The organism is Mesorhizobium sp. M1403, assembly GCF_040317695.1.
Taxonomy (GTDB): Bacteria; Pseudomonadota; Alphaproteobacteria; order Rhizobiales; family Rhizobiaceae; genus Mesorhizobium.
Genome location: NZ_JAMYKY010000009.1, coordinates 1 through 17,467 on the forward strand (window position 1 = coordinate 1; position 17,467 = coordinate 17,467).

Consider the following 17,467-nt stretch of genomic DNA (forward strand, 5'->3'; position numbering starts at 1 on the left):
GAAGCCCTCCCAGCATCATCGTGATTGGACTTCACGATCGGTCGGAGTCACGCTGGCCGCAGGTATAAGAAGGATATGGGTGGGCCAACTATCGTCCGAATAGGAGGCTAAAATGAAGCACCAGACGCTTGAGCAACTGCAGATCGTCGCCGAGATCGATCAGGACTACCTGCGCCAGGCCATGTCGCGCAGCGAACGTCTTGAACGCTGGGCGGAGCTCCTTGAACGGAACCCTGACCGGCGACTCTCGACGCTACACCAGACCGAGTATCAGCCGGTTAGATCACGCGGGGCCATGCGCGGCGACGGCTCGCCGATCTCAGTCGCTTTCGAGGATCCTGTCCTCCGCGCCGCCGGGTTGGAAAACGACAACTACGGCGAAGCGAAGCGGTTCTTCGAACTGACCGACAGGCAATTGCATGAGATCATCTGCTATTGTCATTTCGGCGCGACGGTGAGCGCCGTAACGGCCGCCCGTCACATCCGTGCGGCGATTGCCGGGAGACAGCCCGGCATGTTCGCTCGGATGCGTGAGGCGTTCGTCGGATAAGCCGGCGACGCTTCGCGGCATCATTGTTGAAGCGGGCTCGCATGGAAAGCCGCCGCCGCAGCGCAGGCAAGCGCTCCCCACGCGGGAAGGCTACGTTGCATGAGCGATGGTGCGGTCATGATTATCCAAGGTCCTTTTAGAGAGCGGCGTCAACTGCTGGGCTGAGCTGCACCATCTGTTGCGCCGAACTCTGCAGGGCGATTGCCGGCAGGTGAATGAACGCGCCGACGCGTCGCCAGGCAAGCCTGGAGGATCCCCTCAATCGATTCCTCGTCGTGATCGACGCGGTAGTCTCCGGTAGGTTGCGGCGCCTCAAAACTCGGCAGCCGGAACGCGGATGAAAGCGGATGAAAAGTGAACGACGGTCTGCGTGGTGCGACTGGCCAAATCGGCCAAATTCACGGGATCTATATATGTCTCGATGCACATTCAATCAAGGCTCAATAGGTTTGGGTCGTAAATTGCGGATTAATATAGTCTGTTGTCGGCAAAATTAAGAGGGATGAATTACAATAAAATTGCTTATGGCTCCGCTTTTCGGACGGCCAAAAGCGCCGGTAAAAACGACTGATTTACATTTCAAATATTTCCGGCTTGAGGAATTAAAAAATTGGCACTCCTATCATTCGAGTGCCAAAGGGCTGCTGCGGGCCAGCGGCGTCACCAGCCCCAAGGCCGGCGAAACCGATGCGTGGGGAACAAGTGACAAACAGAGCTAGAGGGCGTATGTTGACATAAAGATGTCTTTATGTGACTTGAGTGCGACTGCGGTCTTGAGGATGAAAAATGTCGCAAAGTTCTTCATCGCTGGATGACCTGTTCGGCCTCGCCGCAGCAAAACCCGACGGTTCCGAAGTGCTTGCTGCGCTGACCGCAGCGGCGCACGAACGCATCCTCATCCTTGACGGCGCCATGGGCACGCAGATCCAGGGCCTGGGGTTTGACGAGGACCATTTCCGGGGTGAGGCCTTCGCCGGCTGTGCCTGCCACCAGCAGGGCAACAACGATCTGCTGATCCTGACGCAGCCTGGGGCGATCGAGGAGATCCACTATCAGTACGCCATCGCCGGCGCGGATATCCTTGAAACCAACACCTTCTCCTCGACCTCAATCGCCCAGGCCGATTACGGCATGGAGGATGCGGTCTACGCGTTGAACCGCGATGGCGCGCGACTGGTACGCCGCGCCGCTGTTCGTGCCGAGCAGGAGGACGGCAAGCGCCGTTTCGTCGCCGGCGCGCTCGGGCCGACCAACCGTACCGCCTCGATGTCGCCAGACGTGAACAATCCCGGCTATCGCGCCGTGACGTTCGACGACCTGCGCCTTGCCTATGGCGAGCAGCTGCGTGGCCTGATCGACGGCGGCGCCGACATCATCCTGATCGAGACGATCTTCGACACGCTGAACGCCAAGGCGGCGATCTTCGCCTGCAACGAGATCTTCATCGAGAAGGGCGTGTACCTGCCGGTGATGATCTCCGGCACCATCACCGACCTGTCCGGCCGCACGCTGTCCGGGCAGACGCCGACCGCCTTCTGGCATTCGGTGCGCCATGCCAGCCCCTTCACCATCGGCCTGAATTGCGCGCTCGGCGCCAACGCCATGCGCGCGCATCTGGCCGAGATATCCGGTGTCGCCGATACGTTCACCTGCGCCTATCCGAATGCCGGCCTGCCCAATGAATTCGGCAGGTATGACGAGAGCCCGGAATTCATGGCCGCGCAGGTCGGGGATTTTGCGCGGGAAGGGCTGGTCAATGTCGTCGGCGGCTGCTGCGGCTCGACACCCGATCATATCCGCGCCATCGCCGAGGCGGTCAAAAAGTATCCGCCGCGCGCCATTCCCGAGATCGAACGCAAGATGCGCCTGTCGGGCCTGGAGCCGTTCACGCTGACCGACGAGATTCCCTTCGTCAATGTCGGCGAGCGCACGAATGTCACCGGGTCGGCCAAGTTCAGGAAGCTGATCACGGCGGGCGACTATGTGACCGCGCTCGATGTGGCGCGCGACCAGGTCGCCAATGGCGCGCAGATCATCGACATCAACATGGACGAGGGCCTGATCGATTCCAAGAAGGCGATGGTCGAGTACCTCAACCTGATCGCCGCCGAGCCGGATATCGCCCGTCTGCCCGTCATGGTCGACAGTTCGAAATGGGAGATCATCGAGGCCGGCCTGAAATGCGTGCAGGGCAAGCCGCTGGTCAATTCCATCTCGATGAAGGAAGGCGAGGAAGCGTTCCTGCATCATGCAAAGCTGGTGCGCGCCTATGGCGCGGCCGTGGTCGTCATGGCCTTCGACGAGGCCGGGCAGGCCGACACCAAGGCGCGCAAGGTCCAGATCTGCACCCGTGCCTACAAGCTGCTCACCGAGCAAGCCGGTTTCCCGCCCGAGGATATCGTCTTCGATCCCAACGTCTTCGCGGTTGCCACCGGCATCGAAGAGCACGACAATTACGGCGTCGACTTCATCGAAGCCACCGGCGAGATCACCTCGACGCTGCCGCATGTCCATATTTCCGGCGGCGTGTCGAACCTGTCCTTCTCGTTTCGCGGCAACGAGCCGGTGCGCGAGGCCATGCATGCGGTGTTCCTCTATCACGCCATCCAGCGCGGCATGGATATGGGTATCGTCAATGCCGGCCAGCTCGCCGTCTACGATACGATCGAGCCCGCGCTGCGCGAGGCCTGCGAGGATGTTGTGCTCAACCGCGTGCCTAGGGTCGGCGGCACCGCCACGGAGCGCATGCTGGAGATCGCCGAACGCTTCAAGGGCACGGCGGGCAAAGAGGCGCGGGAGCGCGATCTCGCCTGGCGCGACCTGCCGGTCGAGCAGCGGATTTCCCACGCGCTGGTCAACGGCATCACCGAATTCATCGACGCCGACACCGAGGAAGCACGGCTGGCGGCCGAGCGGCCGCTGCACGTCATCGAAGGCCCGTTGATGGCCGGCATGAATGTCGTCGGCGACCTGTTCGGCGCGGGCAAGATGTTCTTGCCGCAAGTGGTGAAGTCGGCGCGGGTGATGAAGCAGGCAGTGGCCGGGCTGCTGCCGCACATGGAGGCCGAGAAGCTGGCCAACGCCGCCAATGGCATCGACACTGACGAGCGCCAGACGGCCGGAAAAATCCTGATGGCGACCGTCAAGGGCGATGTCCACGACATCGGCAAGAACATCGTCGGCGTCGTTCTCGCCTGCAACAATTATGAGATCATCGATCTCGGCGTCATGGTGCCGGCGGCCAAGATCCTGCAGACGGCGCGTGAGCAACGTGTCGACATTATCGGCCTGTCCGGCCTGATCACGCCGTCGCTTGACGAGATGGTGCATATGGCCTCCGAGATGGAGCGCGAAGGCTTCGACATTCCGCTGCTGATCGGCGGCGCGACGACCAGCCGCGTGCACACGGCGGTGAAGATCCACCCGCGCTATTCCAGGGGCCAGACGGTCTACGTCACCGACGCAAGCCGCGCCGTCGGCGTGGTGTCGTCGCTTTTGTCAAACGAGACCAAGGGCGGTTATGTCGAGACCGTGCGGGCCGAGTACAAGAAGGTCGCCGACGCGCATGCCCGCTCCGAAGCCGACAAGCAGCGACTGCCGCTGCCCAGGGCGAGGGCCAATGCGCACCGGATCGACTGGTCGGCCTATGAGCCGCCAAAACCGTCCTTCACCGGCGTAAAAGTGTTCGACAACTGGAACTTGACGGAGCTTGCGCGCTACATCGACTGGACGCCATTCTTCCAGACCTGGGAGCTGAAGGGCCGTTATCCTAGGATCCTCGAGGATGAGGCGCAGGGGCCAGCCGCGCGCCAGCTGTTCGAGGATGCGCAGGCGATGCTGAAGAAGATCATCGCCGAAAAGTGGTTCGCGCCACGCGGCGTCATCGGTTTCTGGCCGGCCAATGCCGTCGGCGACGATATCAGGCTGTTTACCGACGAGGCGCGATCGCAGGAACTGGCGACGTTCTTCACCTTGCGCCAGCAACTGACCAAGCGAGACGGCAAGGCCAATGTCGCGCTGTCGGATTTCGTCGCACCCACCGAGAGTGGCAAGCCCGATTATATCGGTGGCTTCATCGTCACCGCCGGCGTCGAGGAGGTGGCGATATCAGAGCGATTCGAACGGGCCAATGACGATTATTCCTCGATCATGGTCAAGGCGCTGGCCGACCGTTTCGCCGAGGCCTTCGCCGAGCGTATGCACGAGAAGGTGCGCAAGGAATTCTGGGGCTACGCAACTGACGAGGCATTGGCACCGGACGATTTGATCGGTGAGTCCTATTGCGGCATCCGCCCGGCGCCCGGCTATCCGGCGCAGCCCGACCATACCGAAAAGGCAACGCTGTTCCGGCTGCTCGACGGCGAGCGCAATGCCGGCGTCAGCCTGACCGAAAGCTATGCGATGTGGCCGGGCTCTTCCGTGTCGGGCATTTATCTCGCCCATCCCGAAAGCTATTATTTCGGCGTCGCCAAGATCGAACGCGACCAGGTCGAGGATTATGCGCGCCGTAAGGCGATGCCAATCGCCGATGTCGAGCGCTGGCTCGGCCCCATTCTCAACTATGTGCCGGCACACTATGCCGAGGCGGCTGAATAGCGCCGGCAAGCTCTGTCTTTTTCGATCTGACAGCTAGCGGTGACGGTACTTTTCGAGTCGGCTGGGCGCGCCGTCGAAAAGGGGGGAGGGTGGAAAAATCGCCCGATTGGCCCCGATAGTTGGCGAAACCTCAATATTTCTTGCGGCGATTTTCCTTTTAAAATCAAAAGCGTAACTTTTTGACGGACCATGCGCCGGCTTTCGGTGCCGCAAGCAAGAAAACCCAGCTAGATCAATGACCTAGCTGGGCTAAAAACAATCGAGTGGGAGTGAGGGGGAACGGCGGTATCGTAAATTCGTGCCTTCTAAATCTCCGCTGTCTTTTCGATCGGATGCTTTCGACAGTTTCTTGTGCTCCTTCCTAGCCAAGCGTTTGACCGATCTGATACGTCGTTGCTTCGGGAGTAAATCCCATTCCGCCTCATAGAGGGCGATGGCGTGCAAATCGGCGGCTCATAAAAGCCCGAACCAACGACGAAGCCGGCCCGCTCGCGCCAGAAACAGACCCATGCGGTCAAACCAGATACTTGCCTGAGTCAAGGCCACAAGGACATCAGCCATCCAAAGGTGCGGACCACTTGCCGGTTCGCTTCGCGCCTATTTCAGCCGCTGCTGGAGGACTGTGAAGCGACAGGGCGGGCCAATCCATCAGCCTGCCATCCAACCGCCATCCACCATCAGGTTGATGCCGGTGACGTAGCTCGCCATGTCGCTGGCGAGGAATAGGGCTGCACCGGCAACGTCGCTCGGGGCCCCAAGCCGTGGCCACGGCGTGCGCCGGCGTGAATAGTCGAGCGCATCCGGGTCGTTGGCCACGCCCGGCTTGCCGGTGATGATCTTGCCGGGCGCGATGTCATTGCATGCGATGAGGTCGTCGGCGTGGTCGACAGCGATCTGCCGTGTCATCTGCACGATGCCGCCCTTGCTCACCGAATAGGGCAAGTCGCCCGGGCAGGCGACCATGCCGTGCTGCGAGGAAATGTTGATCATGCGGCCGCGCACGTCGTTGACCGGCGCTTGGTCGAGCATCTGCATCGCCGCCCGTTTGCAGCAGTAGAAGAAGCCGGTCAGGTTGACGCCGATGACGCGGCTCCATTGCTCCGGTGATGTCTCGATCAGGTTGGTGCTGGTATAGATCGCCGCGTTATTGACCATCGCATCCAGTCGGCTGAAACGCGCCACGGTGGTGGCGACCAGCGCATCGACCGACTTCCAGTCCGAAATGTCGGTCGCGACATACATGGCCGTTCCGCCGGCCTGCCCGATCGGGCTGGCGGTGCTTTGGCCATCCGCAAGCGGCTTGCCGATACCACCGTTGAACTGCCGTCCGGCGGGTCAATGATGATAGCGGGCCTGGTTCGAGATGACGTCAGGCAAGCGGTAAGCGGCTATCCGGGGCTTTCGAAACTCCCAGTGCTTGGCACTTTGTTTCGTAGCCGCGACTTTATACGCGACGAAACCGAACTGGTGATCATTGTGACGCCGTACCTTGTACGGCCGGTACCCGCCGATGAACTTTCGAAACCCGATGACAATTTCAATGCTGCAAGTGACTCAGCTGGAATGTTTCTGGGAGAAGTAAACAGAATATATGGAGGAGGCAAGGCGAACGGCGCAGAGAAACAATATCATGGGACCGTCGGTTACATCTATAAGTGAGGCTGTCCGGGGAATCCTGGGCCAGGTCAAGTGGTCAACGCGAAGATCAAGAGTTCGGCCCAGGCACGCCCTCGGCGGATCAACGGGTAAGGCGCCGATGCAACGAGATTTCCGTCATACCGTCTCCAGCGCTATTGCAAATGCCCTGACCGACACCGATGCACATGGTGGCAAGCGCGTATCTGGCGCTGCGTTCGCGAAGCTCCAGCGCCGCCGTGCCGGTGATGCGCGCCGGACATGCCGAGCGAATGGCCGAGCGATGGCGCCGCCATTCGGGTTGACGCTGCCAGGCACTGAGCGCGAAGCCGCGCCAGCGCAGGGACTTGCTGGAAACGGAAATCCCCTACGCTTGAGAACCTTTTGTCTCCACGCATTCCTGAGGGGATGCGTCGGTTCCCTCAACAGCGCATCGATTTCCGTCATTCATCAAGTCCAATCAGGGAACGCACCAGCGTTTCCTTCGCGGAATCGAGATGTGTCCGGCAGGCACCTCGATACGCCCGAGGTCGCGGCTTTCGAGCGCGTTTCAGTCCGCTTGCCTGGCGTCACGTCTCGAAGAAAGTGAGAAGCTCGAGAAAGGCCCGCGCAGCGCCGTTAACGGGAGCCGACCCTTCACCCCGCAAGTGGGCCACCACCAGTTCCCAGCAGATGACGGGCTCGGCCATCTCCGTGATGGCGATCCTGGGTGTGCGCATCTCGGCAATCGTTTCGGGCAAGAGCGCGATGCCAAGCCCCTTGCTGACCAGGTCGATGATCGTCTCGACATCCGTGACGTCGAAAACGGTTCGCCTTTGGAAGCCTGCCAGGCCGAACGCACGATCGATCAGAGGTCGAGTGCCCCAGCCAATCTCGAAATCCACGAAGGGGTAACCAACCAGTTCATCAAGGGTCACCTCACCTCGTCCGGCGAGCGGATGGTTTTGAGGTGTGGCGACAACCATGTCCTCGCAGGCGACGATCCTGGTGACAATGTCGTCGGGTGGGTCAAGCAGCGGCAGGAAGGCAAGGTCCAACTGGCCGGCACGAAGTTGTCCCATGAGCCCGGCAGAATCACCTTGCCTCAGGCGGACCTCGATTCCGGAGTTCGTCCCGTGAAATCGCGAGATGAGGGACGGCAAATCTAGAAAAGCTGGCAAGCTGTGGACGGTCCCAATGGAAAGCGAGCCGCTTCGCAGGCCTTCGATATCTGCAACGGATTCGCGGCCGACATCGATCACTCTCAGGACCTCGCGCGCCTTTTCCAGGAAAACCTGCCCAGCAGGCGTCAACTGAACCTGCCGCGTGCTTCGCACGAAAAGTCGCGCCTGCAGATCTTCCTCGAGTGTTCGAATGGAGGTCGACAGCGCGGACTGGACGATGTGGATCCGCTCTGCCGCTCGCGTAAAACTGCGCTCTTCGGCGACGGCGATGAAATGCTGAAGCTGTCGCAACTCCATCCTTTCCTCCATTTATCTACGCAATAGATCGAGGCGATCTGTACTATCTGTTGGACGCATAAACAACTGTAGACCATGCTTATTTTGAGCTTGAGATAAATCTCTCGCCAGCCGATTTCGCCTGCCGCGAATTCAGATGAAGAAAAGGAGCTGTTGTGCCGGGGAAACTTGCAGGCAAGGTCGCCATCATATCTGGTGCCAGTTCTGGCATCGGGCACGCAAGCGCGCGTGGCCTGGCGCGCGAAGGGGCTCGCCTCGTTCTTTCTGCTCGCCGGCGCGAGCGGCTCGATGCCCTCATCGAGGAAATACGAGCGCTCGGCAGTGACGCGATCGCAGTCATTGGCGACGCCCGTGACGAGGCGACGGCGCTCAACACGGTGGAGGCAGCCAAGAAGGCGTTCGGCCGCATCGATATCCTCATCAACAATGTTGGGGTCGGCAACTATAAGCCGCTGATCGACACCAGTCTCGAGGACTACGTCGAGATGATGGATGTGAATGTCCGTTCCACCTTCCTTTTTACCCGCCATGTCGTGCCCGTGATGATCCAGCAGAGCGGAGGTCTCGTTCTGATGATTTCCTCAATGGCGGGCGTCTACGGCTTTCCCGGTGAGGCCGTCTATTGCGCGACAAAATTCGCCCAGGTCGGCCTCGCGCAGGGACTGGACAAGGAGTTGCGCGCCCATGGAATCAAGGTGGGCACGATCTGTCCCGGCGGCGTGAAGACCGAATTCGCGATCGGCAAGGGACGTACGGACGCAAGCGTCCGAGAATCACAAATGCTGGAAGCGGACGACGTCGCGGCGGCCGTCCTTTTCGCCTGCACTCAACCGGCGAGCTCGCGCATCATTCAGGTGCAGATGCGCACGATGGCGGAAGCGCTCGCTTGACGTGAGGCAGCCATGCCAGCCGGTGCATCGGATCGATTTGGAGGAAGCGCCGGTACTTACGCCGGTTCTATAAAAAGGGGAGAGCATGACATGATGCTCGCGGCAGGTGCGATCGACGATCGGTTGGCTTACTGGCGCTGGCGGATCCAGCCGAAAGCCGGGAGTTCAAAGCGCTTGCGAGCAATAATTGCCTCTCGAGTGGCTCCTGCTTCGAGTGCAGTTGCTGCCGAGTCGATGCAGCGGACTGAGTGATGTGCCGAGATTCGATCTCGCGCAGCAACTTGGTTCGGAGCCAGCAAACGCATAGAAGGCTACTAGAATCGACATTGTGGATGCTACGGAACCATGCGGAACGATACGGGAAGCATTCTGATTTTCGCCCACGAAAAACCCAACAAAATCAACGTTTCCGGCACATCCTCCGGGCCCACCAAAGTCCATAATTGTGCCGACACGCTCGTCGTCGCGCCAGATCACCTCATTGCCGATCAGAATTGGCGCGCTATCGGCGCCGCCAAGAGAGAACTGAAGCAGGCGCGAGCGCGGCGCCTTGCCTCGCTGGGGCCTCCACGATATGGCGCCCTATGAAATCGTCTGGCTTGCTCCAACCGACAGCCAAGCCCAGGCCGGCCTCGATCGGGGTGTCCTCGGCGCCGATATCGATGCCCATAAGACGATAACCGCGCTCCAAGCGGCATGCGGCGACGGCATGAAGGCCGGCATAGCGGAGAGCGAATTGGTCGCCTGCCGATACGAGCAAGTCGTGCAGTAGCCGCACATCTCACATGGCCCTATACGTGGATTCCCCTCTGCGAGAGGCAGGGTCTCGGGATCCAATGCAGCAATGCGCTCCAGCGAGGGCAGCGCCAGAGCCGTCCCCGCGATGTCCTGGACAATTCCTCCCAGATCGCGAATTCGCCCTTCCCGATCCAGCAGTCCGGGACGTTCGGCGCCGGCAGGCCCGTAGCGAAGCAGTTTCATGCATGTGTCTCGATTGTCACTCGTTTCTTACTGGAAATCGCTTGCCGCATTGCCCGGCGGTACTGCTTCGGCGCTACGCCGGTTTGCTGGCGGAAGAATCGTGAAAAATTCCCTTGGGCATCGAAGCCCAGATCGCCGGCTAGCCGGGTGAGGTTCGTTCCTTGCTGTCTCATGATCGAAATAGCGTGCTCGATGCGCAAGGTGTTCCAGTACGTACCTGGTGTGAGATCCATATGGTCGCGGAACATCGAAAAGAAACGGGCCTGCGACATCCCGGCGTGGCGAGCGATCTCGTTAAGCGAATGCTCGCGGGCGATATCGGCCTGCATCAAGCGGATGGCCTTTGACAGGCGAAAATCGAGCGGGGGCCTTCCGTCGGCACTGTCTCGTCCGCCCTTCGCGGCGCCAAGCAAGCCGAGCAGCAGTGCTTCCATACGTGCGTCGATCTGGAGACCGTTGCCGCCGGCGAGGTCGCGCCCAATCCCGGCGGCAAGGGCCTGGCTTGTCCGGTCGAGCTTCAGTTCGACCGTCGTAAAACGGCTCGTCGGATCGGCCCCAGCGAGAATGGTCCCCAGCCAGCGCCGGTCAAGATAGAATGACAGCGTCTTAGCGCGGCCTCCCTGAGGTAGCGAGACGCTATGAGATACAAACGGCGCGATGAGCGTAGCCCGATCTTGATCGAACCCGCCGCGTTTCGACGCTACACTTAGCTCGACCGGGTCCCTTCGAGCCAGACGCTGAGATTGGCCATCGAGTGCGCGTGCTCGGCTAGCGGATCCGAAAGCTCCAATACGCTCACATGGCCGAACGAGCCGTAGTGAAGCTCATAGATCAAGGACACGGCTTCCTCCCAAAGCGTGACCGATTGCTTCGCAATCAATCTATTCGTCTATTCTTGAGCGAGCGACCAATAATAGGATTGACTCGGCAGCGCAAGTGATTGTTTATCGATCGACAAACAAAGTGCACGAGGAGACCATGATATGAACACGATGAAGGGGCCTGGCCTGATGCTCGCCCAATTCAGTGCCGATGCCGCACCATTCAACAGCCTCGAGGGCATTGCCGACTGGTGCGCCAATCTCGGCTTCAAGGGTGTCCAAATACCGGCTTGGGATCGGAGGCTGTTCGACGTGGAAAAGGCGGCGGAAAGCCAGGCCTATTGCGACGACATCAAGGGTATGCTCGCTGAGCGTGGCATCGTCATCACGGAACTCGCGACCCATCTTTTTGGGCAACTCGTCGCCGTGCACCCGGCCTATGACGCGATGTGCGACGGCTTTGCCCCAGAAGCTCTGCGCGGGAAGCCCAACGAGCGAAGCGCGTGGGCCGTGCAGCAGGTGAACCTAGCGGCAAGGGCTTCGAGGAGGCTCGGGCTTAGCGCGATGGGAACATTCTCGGGAGCGCTACTGTGGCCCTATTTTTTCCCTTTTCCTCAGCGTCCGGAAGGGATCGTAGACATTGCATTCGAAGAATTGGCGAAGCGATGGTTGCCAATCCTGGACGCTTGCGAGGAATCAGGCATCGACCTCTGCTACGAAATTCACCCGAGCGAAGACCTGCATGACGGCGAAACCTTCGAAATGTTCCTCGAAAAGGTCGGAGGCCATCGGCGCTGCAACATCCTCTACGATCCGAGCCACCTGCTGCTGCAACAACTGAAATACCTGGACTACATCGACATTTACCACGAGCGCATCCGGATGTTTCACGTCAAGGACGCGGAGTTCAATCCGACCGGTCGACAAGGCGTCTACGGCGGATATCGGGGCTGGACTGACCGGGCGGGCCGCTTCCGCTCGCTGGGAGATGGCCAGGTCGCGTTCCGACCGATCTTCTCAAAACTCGCGCAATACGGGTTCGAAGGCTGGGCGGTTCTGGAATGGGAATGCTGCCTGAAGAATCAGGAAGATGGAGCTGCCGAAGGTGCTGCGTTCATCCGTGACCACATCATCAGGGTCACCGACAAGGTCTTCGACGACTTCGCCGGAACGGGTGCCGATCGGGATGCCAATCGCCGGATGCTCGGGCTGGGCGTGTAGGAGGAAGTCATGCAACGCACAACTGTAGAGAATGACTCTGAGGCCGGCTTCGTTCACGGCTACAGCGAGGTCGGCGACGTTCGCCTGCACCATGTTTCGGTCGGCGATGGACTGCCGGTCCTGCTCATCCCCGGCTGGCCCCAGACCTGGTATGTCTGGCGGCATGTCATGAAAGGCCTCGCCGAGGCGGGTTTCAAGGCTATCGCGGTCGATCCCCGCGGCATCGGGCAGTCGAGCCGGCCGGCTCGAGGATATGATACCGCGACCGCAGCGGCGGATCTGCACGGCTTGATGCGTTTGCTCGGATATGCGCGGTTTCAGGTCGTTGGCCACGACATCGGCAAGTGGATCGGCTACGCGCTCGCAGCCGATTTCCCGGATGCGGTGGAGCGCGTCGCTCTCATGGATGCGAGCATTCCGGGGATCGCCCCAAATGCCGAAATCTTCGGCCCTGTCGAGAAACTCAAGTTCCGCTGGCATTTCATGTTCAACCAGCTCTCTGACCTCCCAGAGATGCTGATCCAGGGTCGCGAGGCGCAATATCTCACCTGGATGTTCGAACAGTGGTCGGTTCAGCGCGAGGCGGTCGCGGTTGACACCTACATCGCCGCCTATTCAAGCCCGGGCGCCCTCAGGGCGGGTTTTTCATACTATCGAGCTATCCCGGAAACGATCGCCCAGAACACGGAGCGCCGGAAAACTCGACTGAAGATGCCGGTTCTGGCGATGGGCGGGGAGTTTTCCGCCGGCGACGGATCGCGCGCGATCCTCGTCGACGTGACAGAACAACTGCGCGGCGTCGTCGTGAAAGGTAGTGGCCACATCGTTCCGGAAGAGGCGCCGGAAGCCGTGCTTCGCGATCTTGTTCCATTCCTTGCGGGTACCGACTGAAATCTTGGGAATCCCTTTGGAGTCCCTTGAGGCCGGTCAAGAGCGAGAGGTGCCGATACGATGAATCCTTCTGTTGGCGGTGTCGGTCGGCCATATTGAGGCCTCTCGATGGAATCAAGTTGGCATGTCCTTTAGCCGATAATAGGTGCCTACCATCGGCAGGAACCGCGGCTTGCCGGTATGCAGCGGGACTGCATTCCAGTGCATGCCATCGATTGGATTGGTATCCGTGCGGCCCATTGCAATGTCTGCTAAAACACTTCCGATCAGCGTCGATAATTGCGCGCCATGCCCCGAATAGCCCATGCCGTAGATCAGGCGGCACCGAGTAGCTGGGGGCTGGCGCCACCGGCCTCCGGAGCACGATGCCCGATGCTGGTCAGCATGTCGGCGAACCCATGCGCAAGGCCGGCTTCGTCACGCAGATCGCGTAGCGATGTTGCATCGACCGTTCCAGGACCTTGAGGAAGTTCATGTGCCGCGCCTGCGCGCGATGAATCGCGCCGAGCCGGGTGTCGACCACAGGTATTTCGAAGCCAGCCTCGACGAGAAGCGCGCAGACCTCGTCCGCTTTGGCGCCGTGCGAAAAGTGGAGCCGTGACAGGATGCTGCGATGGCGGCCCACCATCGCCTGATCCACTCCGTGGACTGGCCCGACTGTCCGGCCAACAGCCCTTTCCAGGACTTGTCGCAGAGGGGTTACCCAGGTCCTACTGACGAAATCACCATCAATGATCAGCAGCCGTCCGCCAGGCTTGAGCAGCGAGAACCATTCGGCGAACGCCGCTCGCGGATCCACCAACGTCCAGACGAGATGACGGGTGACGAGGACGTCGTAGCTTTCTCCTTTTTCAAGGGTGCGCTCGGCGTCGCCGATCAGAAACCGGATGCCGCTTTCCCTCTGCGTCGCCTTTGCACGCGCGCGGGCAAGCATGGCCTCTGACCAATCGAGCCCGGTCACGGCATAACCCAGGTCGTGCATGAGATGGGATACAACCCCGGTGCCGCAAGCGAGGTCGAGCGCGCGACGCCCATCCCCGGGGCCCAAGTGCTTGAGCATCAGCCTGTGCCAGGCCATGCGTTCCCGCTGTGAGAAGATTTCATGCCCCACCGAAAGGTCGAATGTTTCGGCGCGCGTCGACCAATAGTCGCGTATCTCGTCCCGCAGCGAATAATTGGGCTCGCCCGCCATTCCAGACCCCTTGTCGTCGTACCAGTCTGGAATTGCTCTAAAAGATATTTCTTGAGAATTGAAGTCATCTTTTATAAGGCACCTCTGGCTAATCCACTTCAAGAGAGGGCGCGATGAATTTCGGAAAGGTCCCAGCAGGGACGATGGCGGCCGCTATCGTCGCCCTGTCGATGACGCTGGCCGCCAGGGCCGAAATGGTTGCAGTGACTGACATCACGGGCCGCCAGGTCGAGGTGAACGTCCCGGTCGAGAGGGTAATCCTAGGTGAGGGCCGGCAGGTCTATCTCGTCGCGGCGCTCGACACCGAGGACCCGTTCAAGCGCATCGCTGGCTGGCGCGAGGATTTTAGCCAAGCGGATCCGGACAACTACGCCGCCTATCTCGAAAAATTCCCCAGGATGGCGGAGATCCCCACCTTCGGCGGTTTCAAGGACGGCACTTTCGACGTCGAGCAGGCGGTGTCGCTCAAGCCCGACGTCATCCTGATGAACATCGAGTCGAAGCAGGCCACGGAAGACGCCAAATATATCGAGAAGCTCGCCGCCGCCGGCATTCCGTTGGTCTATGTCGATTTCCGCGAGCGTCCCTTTACCAACACCGAACCCAGCATGCGCCTGTTCGGCAAGCTGTTCGGCAAGGAGGAGCGCGCCGAGGAATTCATCACCTGGCGCGCCGCCGAGATCGCGCGCGTTACCGACGTCATCGAGAAGGCCAAGCCGGAAAGGCCCAAGGTCTTCATCGAACGCGCCGGCGGCTATTCGGACGATTGCTGCATGAGCTTCGGCGACGACAATTTCGGCAAGTTCGTCGAGATGGCGGGCGGCGACAACATCGCCAATGACATCATCCCCGGCACGTTCGGCACACTCAATCCCGAACAGATCATCGCCTCCGACCCGGATCAGATCATCGTCACCGGCGGCTCGTGGGAAGCCTATGTGCCGGGCGGTGCCTGGGTCGGCGTCGGCCCCGGCCGTGATGAGGCAGAGGCGCTGCGCAAGCTGAAGGCGCTGACCGAGCGGCCGGCGCTGACCGGCGTGAAGGCCGTCGAGGACGGCGCCGTGCATGCCATCTGGCATCAGTTCTACAACAGCCCCTATCAGTTCGTCGCCATCCAGCAGATGGCGAAGTGGCTGCATCCGGATCTTTTCGCCGATCTCGATCCCGAGGCGACCTTCAGGGAGTTGCACGAGAAATTCCTGCCCGTCGCATACAGGCCCGGCCACTGGGTCTCGCTGACCGATGTCGATTGAATCGACGGCCATCAGCACCGCGCTCGACAGCACCGATGGACGAGGGCGTTACCGCGCTCTCGTCTGGCGGCGGCAGTTGATCCTTGCCGGCCTCGGCGCTGCCCTGCTCTTCAGCCTGTGCGTCGACCTTGCGGTCGGTCCCGCCCGCTACGGACTTGCCGAGGTCGTGCGGGCGCTTGTGTTTCCCGACACGGTGCCGCAGCAGGTGCGCGTGGTGCTCTGGGACATCCGCATGCCGGTAGCCCTGATGGCCATCGTCGTCGGGGCGGCGCTCGCCGTGGCCGGCGCACAGATGCAGACCATCCTCAACAACCCGCTGGCGAGCCCCTTCACGCTCGGCATATCCGCCGCCGCGAGCTTCGGCGCCGCGCTTGCACTTGCCTTCGGGGTGAGGCTTATCCCCGCCGCAGTCGAATATGTAGTGCCGATCAACGCCTTTGTGATGGCGATGCTGGCGGCCTTCCTCATTCACGTGCTGAGCGTAAAGCGCGGCGTCAGCGCGGAGACCATCGTGCTGCTCGGCATCGCGCTGGTTTTCACCTTCAATGCGCTGCTCGCGCTCGTCCAGTTTTTCGCGTCGGCGGAAGCGCTGGCGGCGGTCGTCTTCTGGACAATGGGCAGCCTCACCAAGGCCACCTGGCCCAAGCTTGCAGTCACCACATTCATTCTCCTCGCAGTCTTACCCATTTTCGCCCGGCGCACCTGGGCGCTGACGGCGTTGAGGCTTGGTGAGGACAAGGCGGCCAGCTTCGGCGTCAAGGTCGGCCGCCTGCGGCTTGAGACGCTGATTCTGGTGAGCCTTCTCGCCGCCATCCCCGTTGCCTTCGTCGGCACCATAGGCTTTATCGGACTTGTGGGCCCGCACATCGCGCGCATGGTCATCGGCGAGGACCAACGCTTCTTCCTGCCCGCCTCGGCCCTGTCGGGTGCGCTCATCCTGTCGGCCAGTTCGGTCGTCAGCAAGTCGCTTATCCCGGGGACGGTCTTCCCGATCGGCATCGTCACCTCACTCATTGGCATCCCGTTCTTCATCTCGCTCATCCTGTCTAGCACGAGGCGCTCATGGTGACGATCCGGCTCGAGGCGCTCGGCGCGCGCTACGGCACGAGCCTCCGGCTTCGGGATGTGACGACGCCAGCGTTCGAGGGCGGAGACATCGTGGCGGTGATCGGTCCGAATGCCGCCGGGAAGTCGACGCTCTTCAGGCGCATCGCCGGCCTCCTGCACGGACCGGGAGCAATGCATGTCGAGGGGGCCATTCGCGGGAAGAGCGGCATCTGCTACATGCCACAGGAAACATCCGCCAACGCGGTGCTCACCGTCTATGAGTCAGTGTTGCTCGCCCGCAAGCAGGGTATGGGCTGGTCCGTGAGCGACGATGATCTGGCTCGCATCGACGAGACCCTGGCGGCGCTCGGCATCGCCGATATCGCTTTCCGCAACATCGGCGAGCTTTCCGGCGGCCAGCGGCAACTCGCCAGCCTGGCACAAACGCTTGTGCGCGAGCCGGAGATCCTGCTGATGGACGAACCGACATCAGCACTCGATCTGTCGCGGCAGGTGGAAGTGCTCGGTCTCATGCGGGAACTTGCTCAGGCGCGAGGCATGGTCGTGCTGATCGCCCTGCACGACCTCAATCACGCCCTGCGCTTCAGCGATCAGACAATGGTCATCGCGGACGGCCGGCTGGTCGCATGCGGGTCATCGCCGGACGTCATCACATCCGATCTGCTGCGGGACATTTATCACCTCAACGCGCGCATCGAGCCGTGCTCGCGCGGCATCGGCCACGTCATCGTGGATGGCGTGGCGGATGGGCGTCGGACGCTCATAATGCCGGCAGCGGAAACCGAATCCGGGATTAGGAGCAGATTCGAAGCGGCAGCCGTTCCGGCCGCGTGACGGCAACCGCATTATGCCGGTTGATCGACGCGCGCACTGATCGACCTGATCCTCTGGTTGAAGGCGACAGCGTGC

Annotated in this window: 15 protein-coding genes and 4 pseudogenes; 10 read left to right on the top strand and 9 right to left on the bottom strand. The window is 61.0% G+C overall.

Annotation, left to right across the window (positions count from 1 at the left end; all coding sequences use genetic code 11):
- The first annotated feature begins 112 nt into the window (after positions 1 to 112).
- Positions 113 to 550 carry a hypothetical protein gene (locus NKH01_RS16615; RefSeq protein ID WP_292659986.1) on the top strand — a complete coding sequence of 146 codons (438 nt, stop codon included), beginning with the start codon at positions 113 to 115 and terminating at the stop codon, positions 548 to 550.
- Positions 551 to 686: 136 nt separating this feature from the next.
- Here NKH01_RS16615 and NKH01_RS16620 read toward each other — a convergent pair.
- A pseudogene (locus NKH01_RS16620) lies at positions 687 to 937 on the bottom strand (hypothetical protein).
- 137 nt (positions 938 to 1,074) lie between these two features.
- On the opposite strand from NKH01_RS16620, the gene NKH01_RS16625 reads away from it, so the two are divergent.
- Together NKH01_RS16625 and metH are read left to right on the top strand one after the other, a co-directional pair.
- Entirely contained in the window at positions 1,075 to 1,269 is a 195-nt protein-coding gene (locus tag NKH01_RS16625) for a hypothetical protein (protein WP_352979823.1), read from the top strand.
- 67 nt (positions 1,270 to 1,336) lie between these two features.
- Entirely contained in the window at positions 1,337 to 5,146 is a 3,810-nt protein-coding gene (metH, locus tag NKH01_RS16630) for a methionine synthase (protein WP_353021212.1), read from the top strand.
- Positions 5,147 to 5,794: 648 nt separating this feature from the next.
- On the opposite strand, the gene NKH01_RS16635 is transcribed toward metH, so the two are convergent.
- Positions 5,795 to 6,388, bottom strand: a complete 594-nt coding sequence (locus NKH01_RS16635; protein WP_353021214.1) for an SDR family NAD(P)-dependent oxidoreductase — start codon at positions 6,386 to 6,388, stop codon at positions 5,795 to 5,797.
- A 36-nt stretch (positions 6,389 to 6,424) separates the two neighbouring features.
- Here NKH01_RS16635 and NKH01_RS16640 point away from each other — a divergent pair.
- Positions 6,425 to 6,805: pseudogene (locus NKH01_RS16640) on the top strand (secretin GspD/PilQ domain-containing protein); the annotation flags it as partial.
- 114 nt (positions 6,806 to 6,919) lie between these two features.
- Here the strand turns inward: NKH01_RS16640 and NKH01_RS16645 are convergent.
- Positions 6,920 to 7,087 (bottom strand): annotated as a pseudogene (locus NKH01_RS16645) (3-oxoadipyl-CoA thiolase); the annotation flags it as partial.
- A gap of 263 nt (positions 7,088 to 7,350) precedes the next feature.
- Positions 7,351 to 8,241 carry a LysR family transcriptional regulator gene (locus tag NKH01_RS16650; protein ID WP_353021215.1) on the bottom strand — a complete coding sequence of 297 codons (891 nt, stop codon included), beginning with the start codon at positions 8,239 to 8,241 and terminating at the stop codon, positions 7,351 to 7,353.
- 155 nt (positions 8,242 to 8,396) lie between these two features.
- On the opposite strand from NKH01_RS16650, the gene NKH01_RS16655 reads away from it, so the two are divergent.
- The gene (locus tag NKH01_RS16655) at positions 8,397 to 9,131 is read left to right on the top strand and encodes an SDR family oxidoreductase (protein WP_353021217.1); all 735 of its coding nucleotides are present in this window, start codon (positions 8,397 to 8,399) and stop codon (positions 9,129 to 9,131) included.
- A gap of 502 nt (positions 9,132 to 9,633) precedes the next feature.
- Here the strand turns inward: NKH01_RS16655 and NKH01_RS16660 are convergent.
- From NKH01_RS16660 to NKH01_RS16670, 3 genes are all read right to left on the bottom strand, one after another.
- The gene (locus NKH01_RS16660; RefSeq protein WP_352639326.1) at positions 9,634 to 9,909 is read right to left on the bottom strand and encodes a hypothetical protein; all 276 of its coding nucleotides are present in this window, start codon (positions 9,907 to 9,909) and stop codon (positions 9,634 to 9,636) included.
- Positions 9,910 to 10,108: 199 nt separating this feature from the next.
- Positions 10,109 to 10,546 carry a helix-turn-helix domain-containing protein gene (locus NKH01_RS16665; RefSeq protein WP_353021219.1) on the bottom strand — a complete coding sequence of 146 codons (438 nt, stop codon included), beginning with the start codon at positions 10,544 to 10,546 and terminating at the stop codon, positions 10,109 to 10,111.
- Between the two features lie 272 nt (positions 10,547 to 10,818).
- Positions 10,819 to 10,953 (bottom strand): hypothetical protein, encoded by a 135-nt coding sequence (locus NKH01_RS16670; protein WP_353021221.1) that lies wholly within the window; start codon positions 10,951 to 10,953, stop codon positions 10,819 to 10,821.
- Positions 10,954 to 11,095: 142 nt separating this feature from the next.
- On the opposite strand from NKH01_RS16670, the gene NKH01_RS16675 reads away from it, so the two are divergent.
- Both NKH01_RS16675 and NKH01_RS16680 read left to right on the top strand, forming a co-directional pair.
- The gene (locus tag NKH01_RS16675) at positions 11,096 to 12,154 is read left to right on the top strand and encodes a sugar phosphate isomerase/epimerase family protein (RefSeq protein ID WP_353021223.1); all 1,059 of its coding nucleotides are present in this window, start codon (positions 11,096 to 11,098) and stop codon (positions 12,152 to 12,154) included.
- 9 nt (positions 12,155 to 12,163) lie between these two features.
- Positions 12,164 to 13,045: an alpha/beta fold hydrolase gene (locus NKH01_RS16680; protein ID WP_352639331.1), complete on the top strand. Its 882-nt coding sequence runs from the start codon at positions 12,164 to 12,166 to the stop codon at positions 13,043 to 13,045.
- A gap of 114 nt (positions 13,046 to 13,159) precedes the next feature.
- Here the strand turns inward: NKH01_RS16680 and NKH01_RS16685 are convergent.
- Both NKH01_RS16685 and NKH01_RS16690 read right to left on the bottom strand, forming a co-directional pair.
- A pseudogene (locus tag NKH01_RS16685) lies at positions 13,160 to 13,357 on the bottom strand (FAD-dependent oxidoreductase); the annotation flags it as partial.
- A 67-nt stretch (positions 13,358 to 13,424) separates the two neighbouring features.
- Positions 13,425 to 14,237 carry a class I SAM-dependent methyltransferase gene (locus NKH01_RS16690; RefSeq protein WP_352815128.1) on the bottom strand — a complete coding sequence of 271 codons (813 nt, stop codon included), beginning with the start codon at positions 14,235 to 14,237 and terminating at the stop codon, positions 13,425 to 13,427.
- A gap of 143 nt (positions 14,238 to 14,380) precedes the next feature.
- On the opposite strand from NKH01_RS16690, the gene NKH01_RS16695 reads away from it, so the two are divergent.
- The 3 genes from NKH01_RS16695 to NKH01_RS16705 are packed head-to-tail and all read left to right on the top strand — an operon-like array spanning position 14,381 to position 17,392.
- Positions 14,381 to 15,490, top strand: coding sequence for an ABC transporter substrate-binding protein (locus tag NKH01_RS16695; protein WP_352639478.1), 1,110 nt, complete (start codon positions 14,381 to 14,383; stop codon positions 15,488 to 15,490).
- Positions 15,480 to 16,559, top strand: a complete 1,080-nt coding sequence (locus NKH01_RS16700; RefSeq protein ID WP_352589389.1) for a FecCD family ABC transporter permease — start codon at positions 15,480 to 15,482, stop codon at positions 16,557 to 16,559. The genes NKH01_RS16695 and NKH01_RS16700 overlap by 11 nt, the downstream gene beginning before the upstream one ends.
- Positions 16,553 to 17,392, top strand: coding sequence for an ABC transporter ATP-binding protein (locus tag NKH01_RS16705; RefSeq protein ID WP_353021226.1), 840 nt, complete (start codon positions 16,553 to 16,555; stop codon positions 17,390 to 17,392). The genes NKH01_RS16700 and NKH01_RS16705 overlap by 7 nt, the downstream gene beginning before the upstream one ends.
- Positions 17,393 to 17,467: the final 75 nt, after the last annotated feature.

Coding starts and splice junctions, on each gene's coding strand:
- NKH01_RS16625 (WP_352979823.1), top strand. CDS start 1,075: ATGGCTCCGCTTTTCGGACGGCCAAAAGCGCCGGTAAAAACGACTGAT.
- NKH01_RS16705 (WP_353021226.1), top strand. CDS start 16,553: ATGGTGACGATCCGGCTCGAGGCGCTCGGCGCGCGCTACGGCACGAGC.
- NKH01_RS16665 (WP_353021219.1), bottom strand. CDS start 10,546: ATGGAAGCACTGCTGCTCGGCTTGCTTGGCGCCGCGAAGGGCGGACGA.
- metH (WP_353021212.1), top strand. CDS start 1,337: ATGTCGCAAAGTTCTTCATCGCTGGATGACCTGTTCGGCCTCGCCGCA.
- NKH01_RS16680 (WP_352639331.1), top strand. CDS start 12,164: ATGCAACGCACAACTGTAGAGAATGACTCTGAGGCCGGCTTCGTTCAC.
- NKH01_RS16675 (WP_353021223.1), top strand. CDS start 11,096: ATGAACACGATGAAGGGGCCTGGCCTGATGCTCGCCCAATTCAGTGCC.
- NKH01_RS16650 (WP_353021215.1), bottom strand. CDS start 8,241: ATGGAGTTGCGACAGCTTCAGCATTTCATCGCCGTCGCCGAAGAGCGC.
- NKH01_RS16615 (WP_292659986.1), top strand. CDS start 113: ATGAAGCACCAGACGCTTGAGCAACTGCAGATCGTCGCCGAGATCGAT.
- NKH01_RS16690 (WP_352815128.1), bottom strand. CDS start 14,237: ATGGCGGGCGAGCCCAATTATTCGCTGCGGGACGAGATACGCGACTAT.
- NKH01_RS16635 (WP_353021214.1), bottom strand. CDS start 6,388: ATGTATGTCGCGACCGACATTTCGGACTGGAAGTCGGTCGATGCGCTG.
- NKH01_RS16700 (WP_352589389.1), top strand. CDS start 15,480: ATGTCGATTGAATCGACGGCCATCAGCACCGCGCTCGACAGCACCGAT.
- NKH01_RS16695 (WP_352639478.1), top strand. CDS start 14,381: ATGGCGGCCGCTATCGTCGCCCTGTCGATGACGCTGGCCGCCAGGGCC.